General features: G+C 36.0%; 13 protein-coding genes and 4 pseudogenes. 13 read left to right on the forward strand and 4 right to left on the reverse strand.

Going from position 1 to position 14,581, the window contains the following annotated elements:
• Positions 1-6: 6 nt before the first annotated feature.
• Positions 7-576, reverse strand: coding sequence for a CoA pyrophosphatase (locus HWV03_RS04475; protein ID WP_211678649.1), 570 nt, complete (start codon positions 574-576; stop codon positions 7-9).
• Positions 577-1,210: 634 nt separating this feature from the next.
• Here HWV03_RS04475 and HWV03_RS04480 point away from each other — a divergent pair.
• Positions 1,211-1,570: a hypothetical protein gene (locus HWV03_RS04480; RefSeq protein ID WP_211678651.1), complete on the forward strand. Its 360-nt coding sequence runs from the start codon at positions 1,211-1,213 to the stop codon at positions 1,568-1,570.
• Between the two features lie 705 nt (positions 1,571-2,275).
• Here HWV03_RS04480 and HWV03_RS04485 read toward each other — a convergent pair.
• Positions 2,276-2,536 (reverse strand): annotated as a pseudogene (locus HWV03_RS04485) (chorismate-binding protein); the annotation flags it as partial.
• A gap of 163 nt (positions 2,537-2,699) precedes the next feature.
• Between HWV03_RS04485 and HWV03_RS22515 the strand changes: the two are divergent.
• The 10 genes and pseudogenes from HWV03_RS22515 to HWV03_RS04530 form a co-directional block, all read left to right on the forward strand.
• On the forward strand, positions 2,700-3,386 hold the full coding sequence (locus HWV03_RS22515) for a substrate-binding periplasmic protein (protein ID WP_255547066.1): 687 nt from the start codon (positions 2,700-2,702) through the stop codon (positions 3,384-3,386).
• On the forward strand, positions 3,325-3,804 hold the full coding sequence (locus tag HWV03_RS22520; protein ID WP_255547067.1) for a GGDEF domain-containing protein: 480 nt from the start codon (positions 3,325-3,327) through the stop codon (positions 3,802-3,804). The genes HWV03_RS22515 and HWV03_RS22520 overlap by 62 nt, the downstream gene beginning before the upstream one ends.
• Before the next feature lie 957 nt (positions 3,805-4,761).
• Positions 4,762-5,469 carry an AzlC family ABC transporter permease gene (locus HWV03_RS04495; RefSeq protein WP_211678653.1) on the forward strand — a complete coding sequence of 236 codons (708 nt, stop codon included), beginning with the start codon at positions 4,762-4,764 and terminating at the stop codon, positions 5,467-5,469.
• A complete protein-coding gene (locus HWV03_RS04500; RefSeq protein ID WP_211678655.1) occupies positions 5,466-5,804 on the forward strand; it encodes a hypothetical protein in 339 nt (112 codons plus the stop codon). The genes HWV03_RS04495 and HWV03_RS04500 overlap by 4 nt, the downstream gene beginning before the upstream one ends.
• Positions 5,797-6,837, forward strand: coding sequence for a LeuA family protein (locus tag HWV03_RS04505; RefSeq protein ID WP_211678657.1), 1,041 nt, complete (start codon positions 5,797-5,799; stop codon positions 6,835-6,837). Before HWV03_RS04500 ends, HWV03_RS04505 begins: the two co-directional genes overlap by 8 nt.
• Positions 6,838-6,841: 4 nt before the next feature.
• On the forward strand, positions 6,842-7,705 hold the full coding sequence (locus HWV03_RS04510) for a sugar phosphate isomerase/epimerase family protein (RefSeq protein ID WP_211678658.1): 864 nt from the start codon (positions 6,842-6,844) through the stop codon (positions 7,703-7,705).
• A gap of 340 nt (positions 7,706-8,045) precedes the next feature.
• Positions 8,046-9,035, forward strand: a complete 990-nt coding sequence (locus HWV03_RS04515) for an FAD-binding oxidoreductase (protein WP_211678660.1) — start codon at positions 8,046-8,048, stop codon at positions 9,033-9,035.
• Positions 9,036-9,240: 205 nt separating this feature from the next.
• A pseudogene (locus HWV03_RS22725) lies at positions 9,241-9,496 on the forward strand (transposase); the annotation flags it as partial.
• A gap of 82 nt (positions 9,497-9,578) precedes the next feature.
• Positions 9,579-9,977, forward strand: a complete 399-nt coding sequence (locus tag HWV03_RS04525) for a GFA family protein (RefSeq protein ID WP_211678664.1) — start codon at positions 9,579-9,581, stop codon at positions 9,975-9,977.
• Between the two features lie 196 nt (positions 9,978-10,173).
• A pseudogene (locus HWV03_RS04530) lies at positions 10,174-10,812 on the forward strand (IS6 family transposase); the annotation flags it as partial.
• Positions 10,813-11,383: 571 nt separating this feature from the next.
• Here HWV03_RS04530 and HWV03_RS04535 read toward each other — a convergent pair.
• Positions 11,384-11,671 carry a hypothetical protein gene (locus tag HWV03_RS04535; protein WP_211678665.1) on the reverse strand — a complete coding sequence of 96 codons (288 nt, stop codon included), beginning with the start codon at positions 11,669-11,671 and terminating at the stop codon, positions 11,384-11,386.
• A 211-nt stretch (positions 11,672-11,882) separates the two neighbouring features.
• Between HWV03_RS04535 and HWV03_RS22730 the strand changes: the two are divergent.
• A pseudogene (locus HWV03_RS22730) lies at positions 11,883-11,927 on the forward strand (hypothetical protein); the annotation flags it as partial.
• 6 nt (positions 11,928-11,933) lie between these two features.
• A complete protein-coding gene (locus tag HWV03_RS04540) occupies positions 11,934-12,296 on the forward strand; it encodes a hypothetical protein (protein WP_255547071.1) in 363 nt (120 codons plus the stop codon).
• Positions 12,297-13,663: 1,367 nt separating this feature from the next.
• Here HWV03_RS04540 and HWV03_RS04545 read toward each other — a convergent pair.
• Positions 13,664-14,425: an RNA-guided endonuclease TnpB family protein gene (locus HWV03_RS04545; RefSeq protein WP_211678667.1), complete on the reverse strand. Its 762-nt coding sequence runs from the start codon at positions 14,423-14,425 to the stop codon at positions 13,664-13,666.
• Between the last annotated feature and the right edge of the window lie 156 nt (positions 14,426-14,581).

Consider the following 14,581-nt stretch of genomic DNA (forward strand, 5'->3'; position numbering starts at 1 on the left):
TAACGTTCAATTCGAACTAATGTGTTTCGAAAAATCTTTAATTATTGCCGCTGTTGTACCCCATATCGGATATTTACCCCAAGGCATAAAAGTCACTTCACGGTACTTACCTTTAAATAAACTCTTTTCGATAATATGATTTTCATCATCGAGCAGGAAAGATAACGGCACTTCAAAAATTTCATCGACTTCATTGGGATCAATTTTGGATTGGTAATCACTGTCGATCAAGGCAACGACTGGGGTGACATAATAGAGACTAATCGTTGGTCGACTAGGCAGTGTTCCCAAAATAGTAATTTTATTGGCTGGAATACCAATTTCTTCATGGGTTTCACGTAATGCGGTGGCGATGGATGAACTATCAGTTTTTTCTGTTTTACCGCCTGGCAGCGCTATTTGACCACTGTGGTGGCGCAGATGTGACGCACGACGAGTTAGAATTAGGTTTAGTTCTTGCTCTCGTTCGACAATAGGAAATAGCACGGCCGCAGGCGTAAACATTTTGGATAATTTACTCACCGATTTACTGCTAGGCGACAGTACAAAACGTGAAGTTAAAGAATTAATATCCATACGCGTCCTTGCAACTCATTAAGTTGAAATGAAGTACTATAATCTTGAAATAATGTACTTTAGTTTATTCACTGATTTATTATGTTCATTAACTAAAATACTAGATACCTCATTTAAAGTATAGGCTATATTGCTCAATCATTAATAATTAGCGCAGTAGGTGGGGCGCGAGGGTTGATAAATTCAATAAAAGCTAAGCACGATTAAAAATACTAAGTTGAGGTTTCTTGTTATGAGTTAATTGCTGCTTCCAATATCTGAACTATTTCATCTCTGCTGTTGACTGGATTTTCTTATTGCATTTTTATCACCTTTGACGAAAACACTGTCCTTTAGGGCGGTGATGTAAGTCATTATTGCGTAGCAATAAGCACTTTTTTTGTTACTGATTATGTAATTCCGCCTAAAAATTACAACAGCTTTCAATCGAGTTTGTAGTTCCCCCAACCCATGTTAAACCCCGTTTAAAATGTAATGTAAGGTTCAGCACAAAGGTGTTGTCCAGATATGACTTAGAACAAGTTCATTTACTGGCATAACGTAGAAAAGAGATAAGCGTAAACCATTCTAATTTCATGCTTTATAACTGTAGTGACATGATAACATTGTTCTTTTACTGTAATTGTAGGTGATAATGATGGAATCTAAATTAATAACATACAAAGGACGAACGCGCCGACTTTGGAATGTCAATATCACGACACCAATTGAATTATCTAAAATTAGAACCGCACTATTCCATAAAAATACAGAATTAAATAAATATGTGACAGAGTTCTCAATTAAAATATATAATCAAATGTTGGCTGGTAATAGGCGCTGCGAATTGAATATTGCTTTATATGAGCCGATGGATACTGCAACTACTGAATCCGAAAATAAAAAAAATACGAAATTAGCTAAAACAACATCTAACATTATTGGAGCTGCGGTTGTCGCTCCAATCTATCCATATAATAAACTGGCTGGGGGGGGCTGCTGGGTTGGCTGTTAAGGGTTATGTTTTCGATAAAATATTGGATAGCATGCCAGATTACCAACTTGGTGATATAGCTATTGTTGTTGATGCGCGCGTTAGTGGGGGCATTGGTAAGCAACATAGCATCAGGACTTTAATAATTAATCGTAATAAATACGATCCTAGTCATTTAACAATCTAATGGTAAACATATGCTAAACGCAATTATTCTAATAGTGTCATTTGTTTGTATAACTACACTACTAGAGAAAATATCAAAACACTATATAAGATTTATCATATGCATTTTAATGATCGCAATTAGCATTTATTACAATGTAGAATTAGATGAGTATCTAACTGATTTCAGTTTTATTCTCGGCACTTCTGGGTTCGTTGTATTTATCCATAGTGCTTGGGAATATTTAGAAAGTAATAGGAATAGATTTCTGTAATGCGAGCTATACCATTTAAAGTTCAACTCTAAGCCATACATTCTGTCGAAATATAAGATAGAAGACGTTAATGAAATATGTGAATGAAATACTTCCTACCCCTGCACTGAAATATTACTGCACAGCGTTTGTATTAAACATTTTCATAGTCTGGATAACGGCGATTAAATGGCGGTCAACAGGTGACTTTGTACAGTTAAATGTAACTATATGCATAACGAGCGGAATAAATTAAACATTGAAAAACAATGATTTAGTTGTTTCTCAATGCGTTACCATTAATCAGCTAAAGTATAGGTAATATTTTTGCTAATTTATCGAATGTTTCTTGATATTCCTCTTCGCCTACCGAGTCTGCGACAATACCACCGCCAGCCCAACAATATATCTCACCGCTATCACACAATAGAGTGCGGATAGTAATACTGGTATCCATATGCCCATGTGCCGATAAATAACCTATGCTACCGCAATACAATGAACGACGATGGGGTTCTAATTCTTCAGTAATCTGCATTGCTCTGATCTTTGGTGCCCCAGTGATTGAGCATACCAGATTACCAACTTGGTGATATAGCTATTGTTGTTGATGCGCGCGTTAGTGGGGGCATTGGTAAGCAACATAGCATCAGGACTTTAATAATTAATCGTAATAAATACGATCCTAGTCATTTAACAATCTAATGGTAAACATATGCTAAACGCAATTAGTGAATGGCGTTGATGAACCCTGGGCAGATATTTATAACGACTTAGATAAAAAATCAATTGATATGCTAGGGGCGATGACTATTACTGATTCTCGTAAAGAAAAATTCTATTTTAGTGAACCCTATTATAAACCTAATTTACTATTGATCAGTCGTGCTGGTTATAAGACAAATCAATATCAACAACTATCTGAATTAGTTGGTGAGCGGATAGGCCTTGTAGAGGCTGATTACTTCGACGATGTTATTACACAGCGATTACCTAAAAAACCTTTATCTAGATTTTCAAGCCAAGATAAGATGGTTGAAGCTTTACTTAATGGAGATGTAGATTACGTCCCAATAGGGGAAGGTAATTTCAATAAATTAATGACAACAGAGCGTAGAATTCTACCTGTATCTCAGGCTAAATCTATATCTACCGAAATCTCCACGGGTGTATCTATGGCCTTTCAACGTACAGCGCTGGGGAAAGATTACGCGATGCTGTTTTCTGAAGCGTTTCCTCTCGTTAATGTGAAGTACATAGTCAATTTTCATGGATTACAGCCTGATTGGAAATCTGCTTTGTTAGCAGAAAAAAAAATATATTCGGTTTACTCAGGTTTCTTTTACTTGCGTTGTTATGTTCTTACTTTTATTTACCTATTATTTATATATTCAAACTACGACAGATTTGTTATCTAAACTAGGTAACCGACGAGCACTGACTCGTAGATTCAAATCTGGGGTTAAAAGTGAGTGTGTTTTTGTCTATATGGATATTAATAATTTCAAAAGTATTAACGATAATTATGGTCATCATGTAGGAGACTTAGTGCTTGTCGCACTTGCTCAGTATATTCAACGTTATTGGCCAGGAAAAGCATATCGTATTGGCGGGGACGAGTTTGTACTTACCCTCAATAAAATAGTACCTGAAGTCTCTGACTCATTTACGCGTTTACAGCGATTCAGTTTCAGTATTAAAGAAACGGGTGAAAAGCTTGATGTCTCTGTATCTTCTGGTATCTCATTGAGGCGTGAGAGAACGATATCATTGCAGGCGTTATTACGCGATATAGATCATAAAATGTATAATAATAAAACACCAAAGCAGAATTAGTCAGTTCTTGTTATCTATTTAAATTAACTATTTAACGTCGGTAGTTCGTATATATTTATGAATGCGCTCCTAATAATAAATAAACAAATAAATAATAAATGTATAATAAAAACACATAGAAATGGGTGTTTTTATAAGTATATAATATACGGACATTAATAATCATGCTCGTATATAAATATAACTATAGGTGTTTATTTAAATTAACTATTTAACGTCGGTAGTTCGTATATATTTATGAATGCGCTCCTAATAATAAATAAATAAATAAATAATAAATGTATAATAAAAACACATAGAAATGGGTGTTTTTATAAGTATATAATATACGGACATTAATAATCATGCTCGTATATAAATATAACTATAGGTGTTTATTTAAATTAACTATTTAACGTCGGTAGTTCGTATGTATTGATGAGTGCGCTCCTAATAATAAATAAATAATAAATATATAATAAAAACACATATAAATGGGTGTTTTTATAAGTATATAATATACGGGCATTAATAATTATGCTCGTATATAAATATAACTATAGGTGTTTATTTAAATTGACTATTTAACGTCGGTAGTTCGTATATATTGATGAGTACGCTCCTAATAATGAATAATGAATAATGAATAATGAATAATGAATAATAAATAATAAATAAATAATAAACATATAATAAAAACACATATAAATGGGTGTTTTTATAAGTATATAATATACGGACATTAATAATTATGCTCGTATATAAATATAACTATAGGGTTTATTTAAAATGGAAGAAAAAGATAATAATGACTCTACATTTATTTCGTCAGTAGGTATATGCATAATAAAAGAAATCGGAAGTATATGTTAGACATTGTGATCGTAGGTGATGACCCGCAGTTTCGAGAAATATAGAAATATTCTTGAACAAGGTCGATTTAGAACTCTAATAAGCGATTAATATAAGGATTAGAAGATGGTAATCACGCGATATTTTAGGCAGGGGATGCTCTCTTCATTGCCAACAGCAGTTTCGTTCTTTTTCGTATTCTCTTCCCTTGGTGCTTTGTACCATGAAAAAGGGGCGGAGTTACTTGATACGGCGTTGGGCACTGCGCTTATCTTTGCAGCGCCACTGCAAATTAGCGGAATCGATGCTTTTAGTAATGGGCAGCTTATTGCGGCACTAGCATTAACCATATTGATAAACTTCAGGTTTCTATTTATGTCAATGGTGGCTGTCCAGTATTTCGTGGGGGTTAGCAAGGCAAAAGTGCTAACTTCAATGTTAATGTTTAGCGCAAGTACCTATGCTGTCACACATAGCCATTTTAAAGCTTCGGGTCTGAGCAACGGGAAGGATCAATTCGATTATTATTTGGGCGTCGCTATCCCAAGTTATCTAATAGCTATAGTCGCTACCATATTCGGTTTTTTACTATCAAGTAGAATTGATTATGCTTCTATGGATATGTTTATAAAAATGATTTTACCATTACATTTTACCATATTGACAGCTAAGAACACTGGGCCAGGTTTCACAGTATTAGCAACAATTATCGGAGGTGTGTGCGCGCCAATGTTAGCTGAATTTCAATCCCCTTGGTTATTAATAGGCGCTCCCATTACTGTTGGGTTCCTTCTAGCACTGAGAGAAAACAGAGCCAAAAGGCAGGGAGTATGATGATGACTATCTTTGTTGTAGTTTCGATTGTTAGTTATTTTTTAAAGGCATTACCTTTTGTGACAAATAGGCTTGTGTTTAAACCATCAGGGTTTATAGCTAAAGCAGTTGAATATGCAGTCTGCTTCATTATGGGCACCATAATTATAAACGTCACCCTCGGAAATATCACATACTCGACAATGATACACGATTTAGAGATTAGATATGTCATTGCTGTTTCAGCAATAATGATTGCTTTCTTTATTACGCGCTCAACTGGTGCAATATTAACAAGCCTTTTCATATCAATGACTTTATTTATTACAACAATGGGGATTATTTTACATGAATAATATTAGGTTATTTGATACCACTATGCGAGACGGTGAGCAGGGCATTGGTTTTTCACTCACTAATCAGCAGAAGCTTCATACTCTTGAAAAACTATCAAAACTGAACGTGGCGGTAATAGAGTTGGGGATGGTTACTGACAAAGATAACCAAGCTCTATATGAGGAAGCTTCTAGGATTGTTAGCGATACGAATATTTCTGCGTTGTGCCGTCTTAATGAGACAGAAGTTACAAATACAATCACTGCTTTGAGCTACTTTAAAAACTCTACAATTAATTTGCTCTGTGTTAGTTCAGAAATTCATTTAAACAAAAAAATGAACATGAGTTCTACGCAAGTAATGGCGCTTCTTGAAAAGTCTTTAGAACAAATTCATAAAGCCGGATATAAAGGGAACATATACGCTATTTTTGAAGATGCTACTAGGGGAAGCGACAGGTATCTAAATCAACAAATAAGGTACCTGATAGACCGAGGCATAAGGGATATATGTTTAGCTGACACAGTAGGACAAATGACGCCTTTAGAGTCGTACAAATTTTTCTATAAGTATATAACTTCTTACCCGGAGGTTAGGTTTTCATGCCATTTTCATAACGATCTAGGTTTAGCTGTAGCTAATACTATATCAGCTATCGAAGCCGGTGTGCGTGAAGTTCAGGTTACGTTAGGAGGAATTGGAGAACGATGTGGAAATGCTTCCCTTGAAGAAGTGATTGCTGTACTTAACCATGGTTTGGGATATAAAGGTAGGTTTTCATCAAGTGTGACACTAAAAGAATCAGTTGAAATGTGCCAGTTTTTTTATAACGTAATAGGTAAACATCCATATGCCAATAAACCTCTTATAGGCTCACATGCTTTTGCAACATGTGCAGGGATTCATCAGAACGCGATTAATAAAAACCCAGAAACGTACGAATTTATAGATCCCATTAGCTTGGGTTTACAGAGAAAATTTTACAGAAGCAAGCTGTCTAGTAAGAAACTCGCCTCTTTCAACCCCGAAAATATTGTTTTAACTAAGGAATAATGAAATGAATCTAAGTCATAAAATTGGTTTTTCAACCAATATATTTGATAATCCATCAAATATAGCAGGTCTAGTTGAAGATCTAGCTGCTAACTTTAAATGCATTGAAATTGAATTCGAAAAAGATTTGCGTGAAATGATCGACTCAGACGAATCTAGTTGGCATGAGCAGTGCGACAAGCTGAATCGTATTCGTAAAGCTACAGGCGTTTACTACTCGGCTCATGCTCCGTACATTGGAGAACAAACTGATATTTGCAGCAGTGATGAAGTTACGAGGCGTTGCGCTGTTGACTACCTAAGCCGCTACATAGTTAAATCTGCGGAGATTGGAGCTGAAATTTACACCATACATCCTGGCTATGTCGAGTTAGATCAGTCAGGTATTACAGCATTCGATTTCAACCAGCTTGTTAAGTCACTTCGGTCGCTACTCGCTGTTGCTGAAGAGAATAACGTCGAAATTCTTTTAGAAAATACTGGTCCCGACCGGATAAATTATATTGTACTTTCTGACGAACAGCATGAAACGTTGTGCCAGTTGGGCAATATCTCGCTTACCTTGGATTTAGTACATTTTCATGGGTTTTATTTTAAAAAAGACCCATATGAATACTTTGAAAAACTGAAATCTATACTTCCCCGTGTAAAGAACGCTCATTTTAATGACGTTTTAAACGGCGAACACGTTCATTTACCTCTTAAGAAAGGAAACTTTGATTATCATCAAGTAATCAACTTCATGAAGGAAGAGGGGTATCAAGGAAACTTTATAGTTGAAGAATCTGGTGGAGGATATAGGCCTAAGGATTTTGTTGATTCCACACGCGAATATATTTCACATATAGAGTCGAGTGAAATGGCATAGTGCAGTGGCATAGTGCAGTGGCATAGTGCAGTGGCATAGTGCAGTGGCATACTGAATTTGGTCATATAGTCGGTGCGGCACAAGAATCGGGCATGATCGACCTAACAATCTTTCCGAACTGACTAAAAATAGTTTTATTCTTGTATATTTGGAGTTCAAAAACAATCACCAAGCGTTTTTGAACTCCACTACTTAAAATCTGACACTATTTTGAATGCAAATTTATCAAAATTTTAAATATTGACTTAGAGACTTAAGGATAGACCTATATAACCTGCACGTGCCCTGTTATTTATCACTTGTCGTGCACCCTAATATATATTAAGAGTTTAGTTTAATTATGAGTTTTAGTATTTATATTGATTCCGATGAAGTCGCTTTCGTAGCGAATGAAGGTGAAACAATCCTAGAGTCTGCAAAAAATAACAACGTCAATCTGCGGGATGGCTGTGTGAAAGGTATCTGCCGTGTTTGTAAAATGATACTGGTTTCCGGAGATATCAAATATCCTCAAGGCTCAACTATTTGTCTTACCTCAGACGAAATAGTTGAAAACTATATTTTGCCATGCTGTGCTTTACCACAAAGCGACCTTGTGTGTAGCCAGGATAACAGTATGTCTGGTAAGAAGTATATAAAGGAGGGGGTACTAGTTATTTCTAAAGAAGATAAAGGGTCGGTGTGTATTCTGCGCCTCAAGCTTTCAGCTAGCTCATCATTTTCAGCCCGTCCCGGTGATTACATAGAGGTTGAGTTTGGAGTCAATAAATATCGAAAGTATTCAGTCGCTAATAATCCTCGCAGGGATGGCTATGTTGAATTACATATACGCTATCGAGAAGGTGGCGCGTTTTCCAAACACTTAAGAAACTCTATTGTGTTGAATGACGTCCTATGGATTAGGGGGCCTTACGGTGAAACAACGTTTAATTTGGCTTCCAAACGTGCCTTACTTTTAATCGCGACAGGAACAGGCCTGGCTCCAATTCTTTCTATGTTACGTTCCGAACATATCGACAGTAATAGAGAGATTTTACTCTACTGGGGATGCCGATATAGTGAAGACCTCTATTATATGGATACGATATTGTCTGTCATTGATAAGTTTGCTCGTCTTGAGTTTGTTCCTATCCTCTCTAGGCCCGCTGAAGGCAACTGGGAAGGTGTGGTAGGTTATGTCCAGAACTGCGTTTTGGATGAGGTCAACAGCCTTCATTCTTTTGATGTTTACGCTTGTGGGTCGCCTGAAATGATACAGGACGCATTTAATATTTTTACTAAGCATCTCAGTTTGCCTGCATCTCAGTTCTACTCTGACGCTTTTTACTAACATTTATGGGCTCTACGCGTCTTTGCGTGAAACGCTTGAGAAGTAGTTATCATCATGGTTGATATATTTATATGATATCGGTTACCACTGTTCATTTCAATGCTTTGTATTTTAAGTAGTATTTATTTACATTTAAAATATTATATATAGGCCATAAATACAATTTACAGCTATTAACAGATCCATGCAAAGACGCGTAGAGCCATTATATTTGATCAGTAATGATATTGAGCTAAACAAAGAGTCAATGGAAACAATCTATAAAAAAAGATGGAAAGTTGAAGTTTTTCACAAAAACCTAAAGTCAAACACAGGATTATCAACGTCACTTGCCAAAAAAGTAAAAGCGCAGAGTAATCATATTTTCATGTCGCTGCTCGCAACAGCGAAATAGGAAGGGTTGAGCATTAAAAACGACGCTTTATATAAAATATCAAAAAGAAGCATTTAAGGCTTGGTAACAAATGCAGCCTTTAAAAACTAGATATTTAAAATATAACAGAATGAAACCATGTAATACTATAAATATATATCGAGGATAAGATGATAATAGGAAGTTGCCTCTGCGGAAGGATTCAATATCAATATGATGGTTCAATAGATGAAGTTGCAGTATGTCATTGTAATAAATGTAAAAAAGCGCAGGGGGGTCCCTTTGCCACCAACGCACCAATTAAATTCAAACAACTTACTTTTATTAGCGGTTGTCACTTACTAAAAACATTCTTCTCAAGTGAAAATAAAAAACGTGTTTTTTGCAGTAACTGTGGCAGCCTGCTGTATAGCCAAAGAACAGATATCCCTGAAACAATTAGGCTAAGACTTGGTACGGTAACTGAAGGTTACATACCGGAACCAAATTACGAAATATTCTGCGAGTCTAAATCTGGCTGGTTTAGCGCTTATCCTGAAAGAGTAAGGTATAAAAAAAATAAAATATAATATAATCAATCCATATGATTAATTTGATCTGGCTCTTCTGCGTTTCTTGTTGGTGTGGAACGACTTTGTTGAAGTGCTCATTATTTGGTCGAAATGTGTTTTCGTCTATTTTAGAGTAAGATAGGGTTCTGTCGCAAAGTTGACTAAGTAAATAAAAATATTGATAATGTTTCAACATCAGAAGAGGCATTATGATATGAAAATCAATTTTTCAGGGCGATATTATCCATCAGAGATTATCATGATGGCGCTGCGTTATTATCTTGCCTACAAACTCAGTTATCGTGAAATAGAAGAGATATTTTCTGAGCGTAATATTCATTTTGACCACTCAACGTTAAACCGTTGGATGATCAAATATGCACCACAACTTGAAGCCAGCTTCAGAAAAAGAAAACGTAAAGTAGCCGACTCATGGCGAATGGATGAAACCTACATTAAGGTTAAAGGTCAGTGGGTTTATTATTACAGAGCTGTCGATAAGTATGGCGCTGTTGTTGATTTTCACTTAAGTGAAAAGCGTGATGAGCTCGCCGCACGGGCATTCTTTAATAAAGAGATCCTTAGTAGTGGGTTACCAAGTAAAGTCGTGATTGATAAAAGTGGTGCGAATTCAGCCGCGCTAGACACTATCAATATTCGCCTTTGGTTGTCTGGATATATGCTTTCTATAATTGAAGTGTTAGCGGTGAAATATCTCAACAATATTGTTGAACAAAGCCATCGAAAAGTGAAGGAAAAAATGCATCAGTGTTTGGGATGGAAGTCCTGGGGAGGTGCAGAGTCAACCTTAGTGGGAGTTGAAGTTTGGTCAATGATCAAACAAGGCCAGATGTTTCCTTCCCCTCAAAGAGTAACATTCAATAATTCACTCCATAAGGGTTATTCGTATAACGCGCGTTATGTAAGATTTGAGCAATATGATGCTTCGCTACGTAAAATCTAGCGAACTAACACCCACAAAAAATAATTCCTTCGACGTAACTGACGGTCATTAACATCCACGGGCATCACCCGTCACATGTGACATAAAATAAGATTTCGACTTTGATATCAATTCACGAAGTACAACCAAGTTATCATTTCAACCGGTACGCTTATTAACAATAACGGGACTTTATATTTCATCAAACAACAACGGTTGATTTGCTTGAACTGCCGCGCTGCGCTTGCCTACGGGTTAAGTGGTAATTAATTGGGCTACACTCACGCAAATCACGACACTCTCAACCCGTCCAATACCGATTACTCCCCGGCTTTGTTGCAACACTAAACCCTTATGATTCCGATTCTTTATTTTTTAGCCTTTTAGAAACTTTTGCAATGGTTCCTCGTGAGCAACCCAGTAGATGCATAATCATCGAGTAAGATTTTCCATCAATAAGCAACATTTCTACTTTATTCAACTACACACTATTTTCTCTCCTGCCTTTATACAAACCATTCGATAGAGCCTTGGTAATCCCCTCTTTTTGTCTTCTGCGTCGATCTTGATAATCCTTTCTGGCTACTGCCGCTAATAGATCCAGCATTAAATCATTTATTGCTGACAACATTCGATTGGTGAATTCATCGCTGTTCTGCATTAGTTGATGACTTGTTGGCAAATCAAATGAAACAATTACATTTTTTATAGATTCAGTGACTTTAGAAACGTTACCTTTCCAGGCACCAATATTGTGGATCTTACTCAAGATTCACAGTATAACACGATAGAATCTGTTGCAGGGACAAATCGAGGTAATTTGAATATAAGTAGAGCATCGCTTGAAGAGGGATATTTTGCATTGCGTAGGTTCGGTGGTAGTAGTTTAACTGAAGGTTCTGCAAGAGCAATACTAAGGTTCTGCAAGAGCAATACTAAGGTTCGCAACTGTAATTGCCGAGGCAGCAAGGTTTAGACAAATTCAGCGTCCTGTTAGTGACACCTTAACTCCTGAGGCTATTACCTATCGAATGGCTGTAGATGATATACTTTTAACAAACAATTGGGGTGCATTAAGTAATCAACTCACCCGTTTTGGTGAGGGATATGGTGAGGACCAGGTGTTAGAAGTTCAATACGGCAGAACAAATCTAGTAGGTGCTGAAGGAGTCTTAATGGCGGTTGCTCTTGCGCTTAATTGCAACCGTAGAAGTTCCATTTACCCTACTTATGAACAATGTTCAATGAACGACAATGTAATTATTAACAACGTACTTTGGGATAAAGCCACGTTATCAAGTATTTTTAACATCACAAAAATGTTTCTGCCCGTTAAGAGCGATGATAAGAACTATGATAAGAACGGTCATCATAAGCATGACGAGTTAGATTAGGGGCTGCATATGATTTGGACTCATTATCTCTAGAAGAATTTAAAAAGCATGTAAATATTGTCGATTATAAGATTAAAGAAGAGGTGGAGGATGGGGTCATATTCTTTACTTTGAGAACATGATTTTTTAATACTTAACTTATCGTATGTTGTTGTCGAGATATATGGTCAGGCAGAATCCGCGTATTTTTATTATGAATAGTTAAATTTTCAGAATGTTAGTTTCCGCCGCAGGCGGCCTATGTTCAGAAGGCTGGAACCTACTCAAGGTTTGGTTAGTTAAATCTTAATATGGCTGGAACCATTTCAAGATTTAGGTTACTTCTATTTTAATGCTGAAATTAATTTAGCTAAAGCACCTAGCAATGCAGCAAAAGCTAAAATTAATTCTGGGTCGGTCATCTTGACTCTCCTAGTTTAGAAGGGCCCTAAGTGAATTCTTAGGGCCTTTTTATTGCCCAAAGCAATTTCAAAAATCATTATACATCGAATATAGGTTTTTGAAAAATAGCACTTTTAATCATAAATAATTGCACTATCCCTACAGCTTCCCCACAGCGTTCTTTCTGATACAATCCGAGGGGGGGTAAACTGTAGATTTTAATGTGAAAATAACTTTGTTGTTATATTGCAAATATCACCTTTATGAAAAATGACATCACTTTAATGGAAAGTGGTATTCATATATGTAAAAATAAATTTTCAGATTACATATTTATTTCATTTTTATGCGATTTATTCTTTTATTTTCGTTATTTATATTAAAGCTTGCTTGGATTTATATATCTTAGCATGTTGCTTTTTGTTGATGTCGATTGGCTGAATTTTCAGTTTTTGTGGCGATTATTATTCGCGGGTTAAAGTCGTCATTAATGATTTCTCGATATATTAATAATCCTAGCTCTCACTACCTTGTACAAATCGCACAATGATTTGTCATTATCTCAACCAATCAATGCTTTAAATTTAAGTCTAAGTCTTTGTTGCTCTATTACGTTGAGATTGCCTAGAACGCATCTGTAGATTATCTTTTCTTGAGCCAGCAAGACCTTCAGCGATATAGCGCTTTTCTGATTCAGGAACACTTTGTGGTTTAGTGTATTTTACTTTTGGTGTTGGTAGATTTTTTTATATTTTATTGTGGTGATTGTTTTTTGCGTTATTATCGGCATTCATTCTCTTTATTTTCTGATTTAGATTTGATGAATGTCTTTGAGATTTTCGGTACTCAAGCTTGAAGTACCCCTAGCTGAAGCAAGGGGATTCTTGTCGTCAACGGTTTAAGCATTGTGATACTAAATCACTTTAGACTTCTAAAACCTCTTACAAGCATTTAATGTGTCGGTACTACCTACCGCCACAAATTATTTAAGCCGCTAACCTTAATCCCTCATTGTGGATATTGATAGCGGCATTATGATCTCTATCGTGGATAGCACCGCATTCACAAGACCACGCTCTTATAGCTAATGACCATTTTCCAGAATACAGCGAACCACACTCATTACACATTTTACTTGATGGAAACCACTGGCTAATAGCTGAAACTTTACGCCCATACCAATCGGCTTTATATTCTAACTGCCTTACTATTTCACCGAAATTAGCATCGTGGATATGCTTAGATAGCTTGCGGTTCTTAACCATGTTTTTGACTTTTAATAACTCAATGCCTATTAGTTGGTTTTCCTGGATAAGTTTTGTTGTCATTTTGTGGGTAAAGTCTTTGCGGGAATTTGCTATCTTTTCGTGAATTTTAGCAACAGCAATTTTTTGTTTTTTGAAGTTGTTAGAACCTTTTTTCTTCTTAGCTAGTTTGCGCTGCGCTTTAGCGAGTTTGTTAGCATACTTATTTGTTAAACGCGGATTATTGAACTTAGTCCCATCCGAACAGGTAGCAAGATCTTTAATGCCAACGTCAACGCCTACCGTTTTATTAACTACTGGCAGTTTTTTAATATTCTCTTTAACTAAAATACTAACAAAATACTTACCTGATTTAGTTTTAGATACAGTCAACGAACTAGGTTTACCAGTAAATGAGCGTGACCACTTAATCTTTAATGGTTGCTTCATCTTTGCAAGTGTTAGAGATTGTTTGTCTTCATCCCACTTAAAACCATTGCTCATGTAACTTGCTGATTGATTGCTGCAATGGCACACTTGAAACATCTTTCAGCCATGCAAAATCAGGATTCTTTTTTAGTTGAGTCAGGTTTTTAGACCAATCATTATATTTACCTTAAAATACCTCCAAAAATGAGAGAAGTGTTTTTTTGCTTGGTT

This window comes from Moritella sp. 36, from assembly GCF_018219415.1.
Classification (GTDB): domain Bacteria; phylum Pseudomonadota; class Gammaproteobacteria; order Enterobacterales; family Moritellaceae; genus Moritella.